At 62.1% G+C, this 17,050-nt stretch carries 16 protein-coding genes; 3 read left to right on the forward strand and 13 right to left on the reverse strand.

Translation table 11 applies throughout. The features are described 5' to 3' along the window. Window positions 1-211 precede the first annotated feature (211 nt). Window positions 212-2,599, forward strand: a complete 2,388-nt coding sequence (locus tag VVD49_RS14460; protein ID WP_327599886.1) for a multiheme c-type cytochrome — start codon at window positions 212-214, stop codon at window positions 2,597-2,599. Between the two features lie 39 nt (window positions 2,600-2,638). Here the strand turns inward: VVD49_RS14460 and fliR are convergent, their stop codons facing one another. The 13 genes from fliR to fliF all read right to left on the reverse strand — a co-directional run bounded on the left by fliR (window position 2,639) and on the right by fliF (window position 14,154). Then, the gene (gene fliR / locus VVD49_RS14465) at window positions 2,639-3,427 is read right to left on the reverse strand and encodes a flagellar biosynthetic protein FliR (RefSeq protein WP_327599887.1); all 789 of its coding nucleotides are present in this window, start codon (window positions 3,425-3,427) and stop codon (window positions 2,639-2,641) included. Window positions 3,428-3,454: 27 nt separating this feature from the next. Beyond that, a complete protein-coding gene (gene fliQ, locus VVD49_RS14470; RefSeq protein ID WP_327599888.1) occupies window positions 3,455-3,724 on the reverse strand; it encodes a flagellar biosynthesis protein FliQ in 270 nt (89 codons plus the stop codon). Between the two features lie 115 nt (window positions 3,725-3,839). Then, window positions 3,840-4,607 carry a flagellar type III secretion system pore protein FliP gene (fliP, locus tag VVD49_RS14475; RefSeq protein WP_327599889.1) on the reverse strand — a complete coding sequence of 256 codons (768 nt, stop codon included), beginning with the start codon at window positions 4,605-4,607 and terminating at the stop codon, window positions 3,840-3,842. Next, complete coding sequence (gene fliO, locus VVD49_RS14480) at window positions 4,597-5,019, reverse strand: flagellar biosynthetic protein FliO (RefSeq protein ID WP_327599890.1); 423 nt, start codon at window positions 5,017-5,019, stop codon at window positions 4,597-4,599. The genes fliP and fliO overlap by 11 nt, the downstream gene beginning before the upstream one ends. 175 nt (window positions 5,020-5,194) lie before the next feature. Then, window positions 5,195-5,629: a flagellar motor switch protein FliN gene (gene fliN, locus VVD49_RS14485; protein ID WP_327599891.1), complete on the reverse strand. Its 435-nt coding sequence runs from the start codon at window positions 5,627-5,629 to the stop codon at window positions 5,195-5,197. Then, window positions 5,622-6,644 carry a flagellar motor switch protein FliM gene (gene fliM / locus VVD49_RS14490; RefSeq protein ID WP_327599892.1) on the reverse strand — a complete coding sequence of 341 codons (1,023 nt, stop codon included), beginning with the start codon at window positions 6,642-6,644 and terminating at the stop codon, window positions 5,622-5,624. The genes fliN and fliM overlap by 8 nt, the downstream gene beginning before the upstream one ends. Window positions 6,645-6,685: 41 nt before the next feature. Next, window positions 6,686-7,273, reverse strand: coding sequence for a flagellar basal body-associated FliL family protein (locus VVD49_RS14495; RefSeq protein ID WP_327599893.1), 588 nt, complete (start codon window positions 7,271-7,273; stop codon window positions 6,686-6,688). 171 nt (window positions 7,274-7,444) lie between these two features. Further along, window positions 7,445-8,641 carry a flagellar hook-length control protein FliK gene (locus VVD49_RS14500; protein ID WP_327599894.1) on the reverse strand — a complete coding sequence of 399 codons (1,197 nt, stop codon included), beginning with the start codon at window positions 8,639-8,641 and terminating at the stop codon, window positions 7,445-7,447. Window positions 8,642-8,757: 116 nt separating this feature from the next. Further along, the gene (fliJ, locus tag VVD49_RS14505; RefSeq protein WP_327599895.1) at window positions 8,758-9,204 is read right to left on the reverse strand and encodes a flagellar export protein FliJ; all 447 of its coding nucleotides are present in this window, start codon (window positions 9,202-9,204) and stop codon (window positions 8,758-8,760) included. Window positions 9,205-9,222: 18 nt separating this feature from the next. After that, window positions 9,223-10,629, reverse strand: coding sequence for a flagellar protein export ATPase FliI (fliI, locus tag VVD49_RS14510; RefSeq protein ID WP_327599896.1), 1,407 nt, complete (start codon window positions 10,627-10,629; stop codon window positions 9,223-9,225). 74 nt (window positions 10,630-10,703) lie between these two features. Continuing rightward, the gene (locus VVD49_RS14515) at window positions 10,704-11,381 is read right to left on the reverse strand and encodes a flagellar assembly protein FliH (RefSeq protein ID WP_327599897.1); all 678 of its coding nucleotides are present in this window, start codon (window positions 11,379-11,381) and stop codon (window positions 10,704-10,706) included. Between the two features lie 66 nt (window positions 11,382-11,447). After that, the gene (gene fliG, locus VVD49_RS14520; RefSeq protein ID WP_416384900.1) at window positions 11,448-12,416 is read right to left on the reverse strand and encodes a flagellar motor switch protein FliG; all 969 of its coding nucleotides are present in this window, start codon (window positions 12,414-12,416) and stop codon (window positions 11,448-11,450) included. Between the two features lie 22 nt (window positions 12,417-12,438). Beyond that, window positions 12,439-14,154 (reverse strand): flagellar basal-body MS-ring/collar protein FliF, encoded by a 1,716-nt coding sequence (fliF, locus tag VVD49_RS14525; RefSeq protein WP_327599899.1) that lies wholly within the window; start codon window positions 14,152-14,154, stop codon window positions 12,439-12,441. A 277-nt stretch (window positions 14,155-14,431) separates the two neighbouring features. On the opposite strand from fliF, the gene VVD49_RS14530 reads away from it, so the two are divergent. Together VVD49_RS14530 and VVD49_RS14535 are read left to right on the forward strand one after the other, a co-directional pair. Next, window positions 14,432-15,586, forward strand: coding sequence for a sensor histidine kinase (locus VVD49_RS14530; RefSeq protein WP_327599983.1), 1,155 nt, complete (start codon window positions 14,432-14,434; stop codon window positions 15,584-15,586). After that, the gene (locus VVD49_RS14535; RefSeq protein ID WP_327599900.1) at window positions 15,583-16,998 is read left to right on the forward strand and encodes a sigma-54-dependent transcriptional regulator; all 1,416 of its coding nucleotides are present in this window, start codon (window positions 15,583-15,585) and stop codon (window positions 16,996-16,998) included. The genes VVD49_RS14530 and VVD49_RS14535 overlap by 4 nt, the downstream gene beginning before the upstream one ends. Window positions 16,999-17,050: the final 52 nt, after the last annotated feature.

Consider the following 17,050-nt stretch of genomic DNA (forward strand, 5'->3'; position numbering starts at 1 on the left):
GGCAGATAGGCAAAAGTTGGGTAGGTGACTGGATTCCGGGCTGGCGTGGCCTCCCGACCGGCAGGATTGTAACAAACCCTCGGGGCTGCGCCGGGTCCGGTTTTGGCGAGCAATCAGAGCCTTTGAGGGCTGGCGGCTGGCTCGGCGTTCTTTTGCATGACTTCGTCGATTGTCGATACTATCGCCACTCGTTCGTCCTCGCGGTTGCAAGATGTCCAGATCTTCCAGGAAGGGCCGGCAGGCCAAAGCAACGACGCCGCCGCTGAAGCCGGCAAGAACCGAGGAACAGAGCGCACCAGCGCAGCGCAAGCCCTTGCGCGTGACCCCGCTGCTTGGGGGGCTGGCTCTGGTGCTTGCCCTGCTCGTGGTCGTTGCCGGCTGGTTCTTGAAAGGGCGTGCGCCGGCAGTGCCGGAAGTGAGCGCTGCCAGTCCAGCAGAACACGCGGTGCTCAATGCCGGTTTCCTCGGAAGTCAGGCCTGCCAGTCCTGTCATGCCCCGCAATATGCTGCCTGGGACAAGTCTCAACACCGTCATGCGATGCAGCACCTCAGCGCCGAGACTGCGCTGGGCGATTTCAACGATGCGCGTTTCAGTTACGCCGGCGTCGAGTCGCGCTTCTTCCGCCGCGACGGCAAGTACTTTGTGCGCACGGACGGGCCGGACGGCAAGCTGGCAGACTTCGAGCTGAAGTACACCTTCGGCGTCGAGCCCCTGCAGCAATACCTCGTCGAGTTTCCGGATGGCCGTCTGCAGGCTCTGGGCGTTGCGTGGGATACGCGCCCGAAGGAGAAGGGCGGCCAGCGCTGGTTCCACCTTTACCCGCAAGAGCGCGTCGATTTCAAGGATGAACTGCACTGGACCAAGCGCTCGCAGAACTGGAATTTCATGTGTGCGGATTGCCACTCGACGAATCTGCAGAAGGGTTACGACGCGCAGGCCGACACGTTCAAGACCACCTGGTCGGAGATCAGCGTGGGGTGCGAGGCCTGTCATGGCCCCGGCGCCAACCATGTCGAACTGGCAAAGAAGCAGGATGCAAATCCCGCAGCGGGCCTGACGGTCAAGCTCGACGAACGTCATGGGGTGCTCTGGCAGCCTGACGCAGCAACAGGCAATTCGAAGCGCAGCGTGCCGCGCACGAGCCAGCGTGAGATGGATGTCTGCGCGCAGTGCCATGCACGGAGAGCGCAAGTTGCCGAGGGTTATCAGGCAGGCAAGCCCTTCATGGACCACTACCAGCCCGCCTTGCTGACGCAGGGGCTCTATCACGCCGACGGCCAGCAGCAGGATGAAGTGTTCATCTGGGGCTCTTTCCTGCAGAGCAAGATGAACCACGCAGGTGTGACCTGCAGTGATTGCCACGAGCCGCACTCGGGCAAGCTGCGTGCAGAAGGTAACGCGGTGTGCGCGCAGTGCCACATGCCGACCAGGTACGACACGCCGGCGCATACCTTCCACAAGGCGGGTGCGCAGTGCGCGGACTGCCACATGCCGGCAAAGGACTACATGGTCGTCGATCCACGTCGCGACCATAGTCTGCGCATTCCGCGGCCGGACCTTTCGGTGAGCATGGGGACGCCCAATGCGTGCAATAGCTGCCACACGGATAAACCGCCGAAGTGGGCCGACGACGCGGTACGCAAGTGGTACAAGCACGCGCCGCAAGGTTTCCAGAAGTTCGCGGCAACCCTGCAGGCGGGAAGACAAGGGGCTTTGACGGCACGGCATGACCTGACGACCCTCGCCAACGAGGCGACAGCGCCGGCTATCGCAAAGGCTACCGCGCTCCGGGCCTTGCAAGGATTTCCTTCGCCGCAGGCGCTCGTGTCCATCCGAAGCGGGCTGCTCTCCAGCGATCCTCTGATGCGCATGGCGAGCATCCAGGGGCTGGCACCGATGCCGCCGGCGCAGCGCGTGCCGCTCATTGCGCCGCTGCTCGACGATCCTCTGCGCGTCGTGCGCATGGAAGCGGCAAGCTCCCTTGCCGAAGCGCCAGCGTCGGCATTCGATGCGGCGCAGAGTGCCAGCTTTGCCCGCGCGGCGACCGAGTACGAGCAGACTCAGCGCTATCTTGCGGATCGCCCGGAGGGGCGTGTCGCCTTGGGGTCTTTCTACCTGCGACAAGCGAGGGTCGGCGACGCTGAAGCGGAGCTGAAGAGTGCTGCTGCGATGCGGCCGCTATATGTGCCGGCGCTGGTCAACCTTAGCGATCTGTATCGCGGCCAGGGCAACGATGCGATGGCCGAGCAGGTGCTGCGTGAAGGCCTGGCGATCATGCCAGACGATGCCAGCATGTTGCACGCACAAGGCCTGGCGTTGACACGTCTGCGACGCAATGACGAGGCTTTGCAAGCGCTCAAGCGTGCAACGCAGATCGAGCCGGCGAACTCCCGCTATGCGTATGTCTATGCCGTCGCCTTGCACTCATTCGGCAGTCAGCGCGCGGCGTTTACCGAGATTGACCGTGCGCTGGTGCTTCGCCCTGCGGATACTGATCTGCTTAGTGCCGGCATGAGCTTCGCGCAGCAGGGCGGGGATAACAAGACCATGGAGCGCTACGCGGCGCGCCTGTCGGCGCTGCGCAGCAATACTCCCTGACCTTGCTGCGCTTGCAGGCGTGAGCCGGGAAGAGGGGCGTCAGGTGCCCGTCCACACGCGGACCAGCAGCGCCATGCCTTCGAAGCCCTGATCGAAGATCTGCTCCAGCACGTTCGCGAGGGTGGGCAGCGTCAGCCAGATGACGGCGATGCCCACCGTCGAGGTGATGGGAAAGCCGACGGCAAACAGATTGAGTTGCGGCGCGGCGCGGGTCAGCACGGCCAGGGCGATATTCGTGATCAGCAGCGCGACGACCACGGGGAGCGCCAGCAGCAGGCCCGTGGCAAACACGATCGCGCCGCTGCGCGCGAGCAATAGCCAGCCCTCTGCATGCACCGGGTTCGCCGATATCGGCAACCACTCGAAGCTGCGTATCAGCACCTGGATCAGCATCAGGTGTCCGTTCAGCGCCAGGAACAGCAAGGAGACGACGATGCCGATGATCTCGGCCACGACCGAGGTCTGGCTCTGGCTTTGCGGGTCGAAAAAAGTCGCGAATGACAGGCCCATCTGCAGGCCGATCAATTCCCCCGCGACATCCAGTGCCGCGAAGACCACGCGCATCGCGAAGCCCATGCCTGCGCCGATGAGGATCTGCATGCCGAGAATGGCGAGGCCGACATCACTGCCGGGTGCGGCAAGATTCTGAGGCGGCAGCGCAGACGTAATCGCAAATCCGACGGCGAGCGCGACGATCAACTTGACGCGACGCGGGATTGCCACGTTATTGAACAGTGGTGCGGCCGCGAGAAAGGACATGACCCGCACCATTGGAAAGGTGTAGGCGAGGAGCAGCGCATCCAGCTGGGCCGAGGTGATCGTGAACATGCGGGGTGCGCGTTTTCCGTTACGGCGTCAGCCTATGACATTGGGAATTGACTCGAACAGGCGCCGAATGTAGTCGGTCAGCAGTGTGATCATCCACGGGCCAACCATCACCAGGGTGCCGAACATGATGACCAGCTTCGGTACGAAAGACAGCGTGGCTTCATTGATCTGCGTTGCTGCTTGCAGGATGCTGATCAAGAGCCCCGTAGCCAGTGCCGCGATGAACATGGGTGCGGCGACCAGCAGGGCGATGTAGAGCGCTTCGCGACCGAGCGCAATGATGGTGGTTGGGGTCATGTCTACTCCTGGTGATGAACAAGGAGAGAAGAGTGAGGAGTCGGAGCATGCGGGCGACATGCCGCCCGGAAATGTTTGCCCTTCACTCTTCCCTCTCAGCTCCTCTCTGTTTTTACTAGCCAAAACTGCGTATCAGCGAGGCGATAACCAGGTTCCAGCCATCGACGAGCACGAACAGCATGATCTTGAAGGGCAGGGAGACGATGACGGGCGACATCATCATCATCCCCATCGACATCAGCACCGAGGCCACCACCATGTCGATGACAAGGAAGGGCAGGAAGATGATGAAAGCGATCTGGAAGGCGGTCTTCAACTCGCTCGTCACGAAGGCCGGCACGATGACGCGCATCGGCAGGTCGGCGGCCTTCTCGACTTTGGGTACCTTGGCGAGCTTGGCGAACAGGGTCAGGTCGCTGTCGCGCATCTGCTTGAGCATGAAGGCCTTGACCGGTACCGAGGCGCGGGTGAGCGCTTCATCGAACTGGATCTGGTTGGTCGACATCGGTACCCACGCTTCCGTGTAGACCTTGTCGATGACGGGTGACATAACGAAGAAGGTCAGGAACAGCGACAGGCCGACGATGACCTGGTTGGGTGGCGAGGTCTGCGTGCCCATGGCATGACGCAGCATGGACATGACGATGACGATGCGCGTGAAGCCACTCATCATCAGCACCACTGCCGGGATGAAGGTCAGCGCCGTCATCAACAGCAGGGTTTGCACCTGCAGGCTGTAAGTGGTGCCGCCGCCTGCGGCAGGTGTTGAAGTCAGGGCCGGAATGCCTTGCGCGAATGCGTCGAGCGGCAATGCGCTGGCAAGGCACAGCAGACTGCCGAGCAAGGCAAAGCTGCGGCTGCGCGTGAGCGACTTAACCTGCATGGCGCTTCTCCAGCATCTGGCGCAAGCGGGCCGCGAAATCGTTAGGGGCGGCCGGAGAGGGCTCCGGTGCCAGCGGCAACTCGCTGGCTTCAAGCGTGTGCAGGGCGTTGACGCGGCCGGGGGTGACGCCGAGTACCAGCACCTTGCTGCCGACAGTGACGAGCACGACGCGCTCGCGCGGGCCGACGGAGGTTGCACCAATGACCTTGAGGCCGCCGACAAGGTGCGTGCGCCCGCCTTGCAGCTTGCGCAACATGGCCAGCACACCGAACAGGGCGGCGAGGACGATGACGAGTCCAAAGATCATCTGCGCGACGCTGCTGGCCATTGACGGCATGCCTTCGGCAGCGTGGGCTGCATTGCCGGGCAGGAAAAACAGGGCGGTGAACAGGGCTGTGACGATGGGCTTCACTGCGTGTACGTGCGGAGTCTGCAATGCACGTAGGGTAAAGGCAGCGAGCGGAGATGCTTGACGGGAGAAGCGGCGAAAAGCGGCGGCAAATCTTGCCGGGAGAGGTGGGGCGGAACTGGCAGGGCGTCTGCCCGGGCGAACTCGTCATGCCCGCGCAGGCGGGAATGACGGGTGTTCAGGTACGCAACTTACGTACGCGCTCCGATGGCGTGATGATGTCCGTAAGGCGGATACCGAACTTGTCGTTCACCACGACCACTTCGCCCTGGGCAATAAGGGTGCCGTTCACCAGCACATCCATTGGTTCACCTGCCAGTGCGTCGAGCTCGACGACGGAGCCGTGCGCGAGTTGCAGCAGATTGCGGATCGAGATCTTGGTGCGACCCAGCTCCACCGTGAGTTGTACGGGAATGTCGAGGATCAGGTCGAAGTCGTTCATCGACGTCGCCTTCGGTCCGCTGCCCGCCTCGAAGTTCTGGAAGCTGGCTGGCTGTGCGACCGCAGCCTCGGCGGCGGCGGCATCCGCCACCACCTGTTCCTGCATCGCGGCGGCCCAGTCGTCGTCGGTGATATCGTCTTCTGCGACGTCGGTGGAGTTCTCTTCAGCCATGGTCGGTACTCCCAAGTTTGGCGGCAATCAGGTTGATCTCGGTGTCTTCCGGCGGGATGAAGCGATCCACCTTCAGGGCATAGTGACCACCCTGAACGCCGTACTGACATTCCAGTACGCCGACACCGTCAACCGCAGCCTGGACATTCTCTGAAATATCCAGCGGAATCACGTCGCCGATCTTGAAATTGACGATGTCACGCAGCGACACAGTGGCTGTGGCGAGGCGTGCCGTCAGGTTGATATCCACGCTCTGGACCTGCTTGGTCATCAGGCTGATCCAGCGCTTGTCCTGCGTGATGTGATCCGATTGCATCGAGCTGTAAAGCACGTCGCGAATCGGCTCGACCATCGAATACGGGAAGCAGATATGCATGTCCGCTTGCGCGCCACCGAACTCCAGCGTGAAAGTCGTGGCGACGACGATTTCGCTGGGCGTGGCGATATTGGCGAACTGCGAATTCATTTCCGAGCGGATGTACTCGAACTGCAGCGTGAATACCGGTGCCCAGGCACGCTCGTATTCGGCAAACACAACCTTGAGCAGGCCCTGGATGATGCGTTGCTCGGTGGCGGTGAAATCGCGACCTTCGACGCGTGTGTGAAAACGTCCGTCACCGCCGAACATATTGTCGACGACGAGGAACACGAGGTCCGGATCGAACACCATCAGGCCCGTGCCGCGCAGCGGCTTGGCCAGCACCAGATTCAGGTTGGTCGGCACCACCAGGTTACGCACGAACTCGCTGTACTTCTGCACGCGGATCGGGCCGACCGAGACCTCCGAATTGCGGTGCATGTAGTTGAACAGGCCGATGCGCAGGTAGCGGGCGAAGCGTTCGTGAATGAGCTCCAGCGTCGGCATGCGGCCGCGGACGATACGCTCCTGCGTGGCGAGGTCGTACGAACGTATGCCACCGCCTTCCTCGCCGCCGGATTCCGGTTCGTCGAGGTCGCCGGTGACGCCGCGCAGTAGCGCGTCAACCTCGTCCTGGGAGAGAAAGTCCTGGCCCATCTTCTATGCTCGAGCTGGTAATCGCTGGTTTGTCACTAACGTTACTGAACGATGAACTGGGTGAAGAAAACAGCCATGACGGGCGCATCTTCGTCAGGGCCTTCGTCCTTCTTCTTGCGCTTGGAGCGCTTGGGCGGTTCATATCCAAGCACTTCGTTAACCGTGTCCTTGATGTCTTCGGCGAGAGCCTCGCGGCCCTCCGGGGTCGTGATTTCAGCCGCCTTCTTGGCGCCAGCAAGGCCGAGGATTTCGTGACGGATCTGCGGCATGTACGCCTTCAGTTCTTCGCCCTTCTTCTCGTCTGCCACACGCAGCGAAACGACGGCCTGCAGGAACTGCTCGCCCGAACTGGCATCCGCTTGCAGGTTGACCGTGAAGGGCTCCAGCGCCACGAACACCGGCGGCTTCTTCGGCTCTCCACTCTTCTCTTCATGCTTGCTCTCGGCGCTGGCTTCCTCGCCGTGTGCGCCATCGCCCGCGGGCTTCTTGTGACCCATCAAGTAACCCACCCCGGCACCCAGTGCCAAGGTCACGACCACCACGCCAACAATGATGATCAGCAGCTTCTTGCTCTTCTTCGGTGGCGCTGCGTCTGCGCCTTCTTCCTTCTTAACTTCCTTGGATGCCATGTGTTTTACCTTGCAGTGTCAGGGTATTGTCGCGTGTCGAAACACTTCGCCAAGCCTTGAATAACGGACAAACCCGGTAGCAAATGAAGGGTTGAGACACAAACTCCTTGCCGGTTACCCGCCTTGCCACGTTGTTGCGGTGGATGGCGGGGGACGCATCAGGCTTTGAAATCAGGCAAATGTATCGACGAGGCCGGTGCCTTGGCGCGTCCATTGGCCAGACGTCGCGCCAATCATGTTGTCGCCGCTCAAGAGCCCGTTACCGATGCCGCTGCGACCGCTCTGGTGACGTTCGTTCTGGCCACTGTTCTGGCCGCTCTGGCCCGCGCTGACATCGGCCTGGCCGAGCTGGATGCCGGCTTGTGACATCAGTTCGCGCAGCTTTGGCATGGCGTCCTGCAAGGCTTCACGTGCGACCGGGTTGGCCACCAGGAAGCTGGCGCTGGCCTGGTCTCCGTTCATCTGGATCGACACCTCGATGCGGCCGAGCTGCGGTGGGGTCAGGATGAGATCGGCGCGGCTGCTGTCGGTTTTCGCGGTCCACAACACACGCTGGCCGATTTCATCTGCCCAGCCTTGACGGCCGACCGGCGTGGCCACCGTGTGGGTTGTCGTAGCTTGCGTCGATTGGGTTTGCGTGGCGTTGGTGGGCTGCATGCCCGTGCGCACTTCGGCGTTCTGGCTGGCCCGGTCGAGTGCTGCCGCAAAGCTTGTGTCGCTCTCGTTCGCGGCAGCGCGTGCCTTGTCGGCATCGCCCTGACCAGCGACCTGCAGGAGTGGTTGCTTCTCGCTGGGTTGATCGCCATTCGAGCTACCGCCAGCGGGGCTGTCCTTGACGTCGGCTTTCGCCAGCAGGGCTTGATTGGCCAGCGTCTGTTCGCCCGAAGTCGTCGTTGTTGCCGTTGCGCCGGCAAGGTTTGCCGCTGTCGCGGCAGTTTTGTCGTCCTTCGGCAGCAAAGCCATGATGCCGGTATCGGCTGCGGCTTTACCCGTGGCATCGCCAACTGTTGCATCTGCGGCAACGTCACCGGCATTGCCAGTGCTTGTAGCGTTGTTCTGGGTATTGGCCATTGCCGCCAGCAGCTGCGCGAGTTCGGCAGGGGTTCGGGCTACGGCTTCGTCTTCCACGGTTTCATCTGTGGCTGCCGCGTCAGACTTGCCATCGGCCTTGTCTGTCTTGCTCTTGGCCTGTGTTTTCGCGGGTTCTGGCGTGTTTGCCTTGTCTGCGGCGGCCTGCTTGTCGCGGAGAACCTGGGAGAAAGACGACTGTCCGTCGCCCTGCGACACTGCGCTATTGCTGCCGCTGCCTTGTGCAGGCGCTGCCGCGGCAACGGGCAGGATGGGCGAAACGTTATTGACTTCGGGCATGGCTGCTGTCCTTTGAGTAGCGTCGTTCAGCGATCTGCTTGCAATGATCTGTGACAGCGTTACAGCAAAGCCTATGCCAGTTGGGGAGATGCCGGTTCCACGCGGCTACAGCGGCCTTATTCCTCTTCCTTGCGGAAGTTCTTGACGGCGTATTCATCGCTCATCTTCTGTTCCTGTTTGTTCTGTTGCCGCTGCTCCTGCTGGATCTGCCGTTGCGACAATGCATCGAACGCCTTCATGCGGTTGCGTTCGTGCACCCACTGTTGCTGGCCATTGGCCGTCTGACGCTTGGATTGGTCGACAATGTTCTGTTGCAAGGCAATGGCATCGTCGAGCTTGGCGATGAAGCCTGAATAGTTTCGCCAGGCATCCGGGCCGATGCCGTCCTGCGCAGCCTGCATGAAGCGGTTGCGGTACTCGAGGCGGTACTGCACGAGCATGTCGAGCTTCACCTCACAAGCGTGCTCACTCGCCAGCAGCTCGCCGAGTCGTCGGGTGGCGGCATCGACCTTTTCATGTGCGTGGTTGAGCAGGGTCTTGATCGGATTGTTCTGGGCGCTCATGAATCACTCCTGGCTCTATTACTGGCGCTGTGTGCCGAACAGGCTGTAAAGACCGGAGAGGCTGGCTTCGAAATCTGCCTGCTCCTCGATCCTCTGTTGCAGGAAGGCCTCCAGCGCCGGGTACATGCGTACCGCCTCGTCCAGCAGGGGGTCGGCGCCGGCTTGATACGCACCAACGGCAATCAGATCGCGTGAGCGTTGATAGCGTGAGAACAATTGTTTGAAGCGCCGCACCAGATCGAAGTGAGCGGGGCGAATGAGGCCGTGCATCGCACGCGAGATGGATTGCTCCACGTCGATGGCGGGGTAGTGCCCCTGGTCGGCCAGCGCGCGGCTCAGCACGAAGTGACCGTCGAGAATCGCGCGTGCGGAGTCGGCGATCGGATCCTGCTGATCGTCGCCTTCGGCCAGCACGGTATAGAAGGCTGTGATTGAACCGCCGCCATCGGGGCCGTTGCCGGCGCGCTCGACGAGTGCGGGCAGGCGCGCGAAAACCGATGGTGGGTAGCCACGTGTCACAGGGGGTTCGCCGATAGCCAAAGCAATTTCGCGTTGCGCCATGGCGTAGCGGGTGAGCGAGTCCATGATCAGCAGCACGTGCTTGCCCTGATCGCGGAAGTACTCGGCCACGGTGGTGGCGTAGGCTGCGCCCTGCAGGCGCATCAGCGGACTGGTGTCTGCGGGAGCCGCGACCACGACCGAGCGTGCCAGACCCTCGGGGCCAAGGTTATGCTCGATGAATTCCTTCACTTCGCGACCGCGTTCGCCGATCAACCCGACGACGATCACATCCGCCGCCGTGTAGCGCGCCATCATGCCGATCAACACCGACTTGCCGACGCCCGAGCCGGCAAAGAGACCCAGACGCTGGCCCCGGCCGACCGTCATGAGGCTGTTGATGGCGCGGATGCCGACGTCGAGGCTGCGATCGATCGGCGCACGCGCCAGCGGATTGATGGGCCGGCTCTGCAGCGAGCGTGCTTGCGTGGTGTCGAGCGGGCCGAGGCTGTCGAGGGGGCGGCCGGCGCCGTCGAGAATGCGGCCGAGCAGGCCGTCGCCCACCGGCAAGTGCTTGGCGCGGTCGGATGCGCGACGTCGTGGCTCGACGCGGATCGCGGCGGAAGCAACGGGCTGGACCGGTTCGTTCGGAATGACATGCGCGCCCGGCGCCAGACCGAACACATCATCGGTCGGCATCATGAACAGCTTCTCGCCGGAGAAGCCGACAACCTCTGCCTCGACACCGCCGCCGCCGGGGACCAGTACGCGGCAGCCCGAGCCAAGCGGCAGCTTCAATCCGGCCGCTTCCATGACGAGGCCATTGATGCGCGTCAGGCGACCTGAGTGCTGGAAAGCGGGCGCGGCGCGCGAGAGCTTGCGGCAGTCCTTGAGAAACGCGCGCCAGTTCTGACCGAAGTGTTCCATGTGAGCCTGCGTGTCGTCTTGAAGTGAATGTCGGGGGATTGCTGCCAGGGGTCCGGGTATTCAGTCTTCGGAGGTCACTCTTCTGCGAATTGCGCTGCACTGCGCGAGATGTTCTCGACGACGCGTCGCCAGCGTGTGCTGATCTGCGCGTCGATCTGACCTCCCTCGGATTCGATCAGGCACCCGCCGCGCTCCACGGCTTCGTCTTCGCGCAGCCGATGACCGGTGGTGCCGAACTGTTCGCCCAGGTATTGATGAACCAGGGCCGCGTCGAGGGGATTGACGCGCACAGTCGCGCCTTGCTGCGGCACTTGCGTCAAGGCTTCACGGATCACCGCGATGACGCTCTCCGGCTGCACATTCAAGGTGTCGCGTACGACCTGCCGTGCAACCTCGAGTGCCAGGGCCTGGATTTCCTCGGCCACTTCCTGGTCGAGATTGGAGAGCGCTGCGTGCATGGATTGCAGCAGCTGATGCAACTCGGCGGCTTCGAGGCGACCGCGTGCACTGCCTTCCTCGTAGCCCGATGCGTAGCCTTCCTTCCATGCTTCCTGCTGCATGGCGTCGATTTCTTCGGCCGTCGGCAGGGTGATCCCGGGGGCCAGTTCGAGGCGGTCATCGACGGGTTCTTCCGGCGCCGCCGACACCTTCTGCTCAACGCTGGTCGACGAGCGTGCAGGGCGGTCGAAATTGACGAATTCCGCGCGTTGGTAGGCGCCTGAGGCCTGATTGTTATGGATGACTGATGCCACGAGTTTTTACCGTGTTGCGTTCCGGGTTCTGGAGCCAGAAAGAGAGCCGAAGATCAAACCTGCAGATCACACAAACGAGTCGTCGCCGCCCTTGCCGCCGAGCACGATCTGCCCCTCTTCCGAGAGGCGGCGCGCGACCTTCAGGATTTCCTTCTGCGCGCCCTCTACCTCGGAGAGACGCACCGGGCCTTTCGACTCCAGATCCTCGCGCATCATTTCAGCCGCACGTGTCGACATGTTCTTGAAGATCTTCTCGCGCATTTCGGGGCTGGCGCCCTTGAGGGCCAGCACCAACTGGTCTGACTGAACTTCGCGCAGTACGACCTGGATGCCACGGTCATCGATATCCATCAGGTTGTCGAACACGAACATCTCGTCGAGGATGCGCTGTGCGAGGTCTGGATCGTATTCGCGTACGTTGTCGAGAATCGCCGTCTCCGCCGCGTTACCGACGAAGTTGAGAATTTCTGCCGCGTGGCGTGTGCCACCCATCGAGGTCTTCTTGAGCGTATTGGTCGAACCCGAAAGTACGCGGGTGAGGGCTTCGTTGAGTTCCTTCAGTGCGGTCGGTTGCACACCGTCCAGCGTGGCGATGCGCAGCAGCACGTCGTTACGCTGGCGCTCTGTGAAGTGTTTGAGGATTTCGCCGGAGTGGTCGTACTCGAGGTGCACCAGGATCGTGGCGATGATCTGCGGGTGTTCGTTCTTGATCAGGTCCGCTGCGGTAGCGGCGTCCATCCACTTCAGCGATTCGATGCCCGCCGTGTCCGAGCCCTGCAACACGCGCGAGATCAGGTTGGCGGCGCGCTCATCGCCGAGGGCCTTGGTGAGCATCACGCGAATCGTCTCTTCGTCGGGCTCGATGTGCGAGCCGTGTGCAGCGTAGAGCTGCATCTTCTCGACGAGTTTCTCGACGCGCTCACGAGGTTGTGGCGGCAGCTTGGCCATGGCAGCGCCGAGCTTCTGCACTTCGCGCGGCGACATGTGCTTGAGCACCTCCGAGGCGTCATCCGGCCCCAGGGTGAGCAGCAGCATGGCGCAATTTTCCAGCCCTTCGTTAGCGTCCTTCGCCACTTGGCGTACTCCCCATCCATTCCTTCAACATCTGGGCGACCATCTTCGGCTCCTTCGCCGCAATCTCCTTGGCGCGTGCCACCTTCTTCTCGAAGCTCATCTTGGCAAGCTCTGCCTGCAGCACTTCCGGCGGGATGTCCTGGTCTTCCTCCGTCGCGCCTTCCGCAGCCATCGGCGTGCCGTCGGCGGACATCATCGGTTCGCCGTCTTCGCCCTTTTCGCCGGCTTCGGCTGGCGGCGGCATGACGGTGACCATCAGCGGCTGGATGACGGCGCGCCAGATGAAGAAAACTACAGCCAGCAGCAGCAGCCAACGCAATGCTTCCTTGGCCAGAGCCAGATTCGACGGGTCTTTCCAGATCGGCAACTCGGCGACATCTTCACGTGCCACTTCCGTGAATGGCGTGTTGGCGAGGTTCAGCGTGTCACCACGTTCCTTGTTGAAGCCCACGGCTTCGCGCACGAGGGCGTCGATCTTGCCCATCTCGTCTTCGCTGCGCGAGACCATCTTCACCGCGCCTTTCGGGTCTTTCTCGCTACGGTTGTTAACCACCACCGCAACTGAGAGGCGCTTCACCGAGCCGAGCGAGCGCTTGATGTGCTGCACGGTCTTGTCGACTTCGTAATTGATCGTTGAACTCTTGTTCGATGTGAGCGGTGCGCTCTGTGCGGCAGTGCCCTGGCCCAGTACCGGTGGAGAAGTAATCGGCGCTGTGGCCGGTACAGGCGGCTGATTGCTCAAGGCGCCGGGCACGCCTGCCGGTGGTGGTTGGTTGGTGATGTTCTCGTTGCTCTGCTGGCTGCGGATCGCCGTGTTCGGCGACGGGTTCGGCTTGTAGGTTTCCGAAGTCTGCTCGGTGGAGTCGAAGTCCACATCGGCGGTCACCTGCGCGCGGAAATTGCCTTGGCCCAGTACCGGCGCGAGGATGGTTTCGATGCGCTTGCTGTAGCTGTTTTCCACTTCCTCGACGTAGCCGAGCTGCGTCGAGTCGAGCCCCATCGAACGTGGGTCGCGTGCACGCGTCAGCAAGTTGCCGTTCTGGTCGATGATGCTGACCTGGTCCGACGACAGCTCTGGCACGCTGGCGGAGACCAGATGCACGATGCCGGCGAGTTGTTGCGGCTCCAGTTTGCGGCCCGGCACGAGGGCTACGACGACGGATGCCGTCGGCTTCTGTTCGTCACGAAGGAATGCAGACTGCTTGGGAATGGCCAGATGTACGCGCGCGCCGGAGACTGCGGACAGCGACTGGATGGTGCGCGCCAGTTCGCCCTCGAGGCCGCGCTGGTAGTTGATCTGTTCGTTGAATTGCGACACGCCGATCTTTTGCGTCTCGAGCAATTCGAAACCCACCAGGCCGCCCTTGGGCAGGCCTTGCGATGCCAGCATCAGGCGCAGTTCATTGGCGCGGTTCTCCGGCACCGTGATGGTCGATCCGCCGTTCTCGACGCGGTAGGGCACGTTCTGTTGTTGCAGGGCCGTGATGATGGCGCCGCCGTCTTTCTCTGCGATATTGGAGAAGAGGATCGAATATTGCGGCTTGTTGCTCCACAGCCAGACGCCGACGAGCAGCGCGATGGCGACCGCGAGCGCGATGGCGCCAGCAATCTTCTGGCGCTGGCTCAACTTGTTCAGATTGTCCGCGATCACCTGAAGAGGCGAGGGCACGGGTGCGGCAAGAGTGTCTTCGGCGGCCATGGCGTCTTTGCGTTTGTGTTTCCCGTCCCGGGTGCGAAAAAGGCGGACGGAAACCCATTTGTGATGGCGCATTCTGCGCTGGCCACCTTGCCAGTTACTGTTTGATAAGCGGCAAGTTCTGCCGCCTTCTCCACCTGCACGCCTTGCCGCCCGGCGCCTAAAGTGCGATGCCGTGAGAAGCCTTTATTCAATGCGCCCAACCTGAACCTGTCCTGAAATCACCTTGGCCCATTCCACGCCTCAAACTCTCGACCTAACAGCCTCGCTGCCCGGCGCAATGCCATCGTTGGCGGCTGCGCCGGCCATGGATGCGGCAAGTCTTGCCGAAGCCTTCCAGGCCTTTGCGCGCGCATCCGACGAGCTGACGCACGCTTATAGCGGCTTGCAGGGGCAGGTGGGCGTGCTGACCGAGCGTCTCGATTTGCTGTTGGCCGCCTTGCCCGCCGGTGTGGTGGTGCTGGACCAGCAAGGCAAAGTCGAACAGATCAACCGGGCTGCGCAGGACATGCTGGGCGATGTGACCGGCGTGGAATGGCAGGGCTTCGCGGCGACCGCCTTCGTGGCGACCGATACACCCGGCGAATGGGCCCTGGCTGGCAAGGTGGACGAGGCGCGCATCTCGATTTCCGCAACCGCGCAAAGCACGACTGGCGGGCGCATCGTTCTGCTGCACGATGTCACCGAAGCCTGGCGCATGCGTGTATCGGCGGCGCGTAACGAGCGGCTCGCCGCCATGGGCGAAATGGTGGCCTCGCTGGCACACCAGCTACGCACGCCACTGGCAGCGGCCTTGCTCTACACCGGACATCTGGCCAGCGTGCAGTTGCCGGCGCCGGAGCGCGCCAAGGTGGCCGACCGTGCCGTCGAACGGCTGCGCCATCTGGAAAAACTCATCAAGGACATGCTGATCTTCGCGCGCGGAGAAGCGCTTGGGCGTGAAGTGTTCGGGGTCTGCGATCTCCTGCTCGAGCTGAGCGCGACGATAGAGCCGGTGGCCCAACGGCATGGCGTTGCTTTCAGCCAGGATTGCCGCGCGGTCGGCCAGCGCCTGTTCGGCAATCGCAAGGAGATTGCCGGGGCCTTGATCAACCTTCTGGAAAATGCCATCCAGGTGCTGAGCGACGACGGCAAGGTGACGCTGTCGGCCACACAGGATGGCGAAGATGTGGTGTTTGCGGTGCGTGACAACGGCCGCGGCATTCCGCTCGAATTGCAGGCGCGACTTTTCGAGCCTTTCTTCACGACGCGTGCGGACGGCACCGGTCTGGGGCTGGCGATTGCCCGTGGCGTCGCGCGCGCGCATGGCGGCGACATATTCCTGCAATCAGCGCCGGGTGAGGGGAGCGAGTTCCGCCTGGTGCTGCCGCAAGCCGTCGCGGAAGAGCGTCACCCTGAACATGCCAATGAATTCATAGAGCAGGAACCACGATGATAGAAGCGCTCAATATTCTGGTTGTCGATGATGACGCCGCCCTGCGTGACGCCATCAGCATGATTCTCGAATCTGCCGGGCATCGCGTGAAGCTCGCTGCCAGTGGGCCGGAGGCGCTTGCGGAGCTCGAGTCGAGCAGCTTCAACCTGGTCATCTCCGACCTGCGCATGGATCCGATGGATGGGCTGGCGCTGCTCGGCAATATCCGCGCGAAATATGCTCAGCTTCCCGTGCTGCTGATGACGGCCTTTGGCGACGTCGACAAGGCTGTGGCTGCGATGCGCGGCGGCGCGTGCGACTTCCTCATGAAGCCGTTCGAGTCGGATGTGCTGCTCGAGAACGTACGCCGCCATGCCACGGTGGCGCCGACTCAGGACGATATGGTGGCCGCCGATGCGCGCACGAAGAACGTGCTCGCGCTGGCAGCCAAGGTTGCGGAGACTGACGCCAGCATCATGCTGACCGGCGAGTCCGGTACCGGCAAGGAAGTGTTTGCCCGCTATATCCACCAGCATTCACGCCGCCGTGCCGGGCCGTTCGTGGCCATCAACTGCGCGGCTATTCCGGAAAACCTGCTCGAAGCGACCTTGTTTGGTTACGAGAAAGGCAGCTTTACTGGTGCGCAAACATCGCAGGCTGGCAAATTCGAACAGGCACAGGGCGGCACGATACTGCTCGACGAAATTTCGGAAATGCCGATGGGCCTTCAGGCCAAGATGCTGCGCGTGTTGCAGGAGCGCGAAGTGGAGCGGGTTGGCGGCAAGAAGCCGATTGCCCTGGATATCCGCATCCTCTCCACCTCCAACCGCGACATGATGCGCGAGGTGCAGGCCGGGCGTTTCCGCGAAGACCTCTTCTACCGCCTCAACGTGTTTCCACTGGCTATCCCCAGCTTGCGCGAAAGACCGGCGGATGTATTGCCGCTGGCGCGGTATTTCATTGAGCGACACGGCGAAAGAATCGGCAAAACGGCAAGAATTGCCGATGAGGCTGCGGCAATTCTTGCCGACTGGCGTTGGCCCGGCAATGTTCGTGAGCTGGAAAATACGGTCCAGCGCGCTGTCATCGTTGCCTCCGGTGACACGATTTCGGCTGACGATGTGCGTCTGTGCTTGCCGGATTCGGGCGCTCCTTCGCAGATGACTTCCGCCACGGAGGCTTTTGCGGCGAATCTCGCATACGAAGGAGCGAGTGCGGGTCACGGCGCGCTTGAAAGGCAATCAAATCAAACGGATGCAGCACCGGGAGAGAAGCCCGCAAGCATGCGTGATCTTGAGCGTCAGCACATTCTTGATACCCTCAAGGCAGTGGGCGGTTCGCGCAAGAAGGCTGTCGAGAAGCTCGGGATTTCGGAACGGACCTTGCGTTACAAGTTGCAGCAATACCGCGAAGAGGGCTATACCGATCTATGAGCGTGCCGGGGGCTGGCTTCTTGGCATGCAAGCTGCTTAGGTTTTACCGGGA

This window comes from Uliginosibacterium silvisoli, assembly GCF_036017035.1.
Classification (GTDB): domain Bacteria; phylum Pseudomonadota; class Gammaproteobacteria; order Burkholderiales; family Rhodocyclaceae; genus Viridibacterium; species Viridibacterium silvisoli.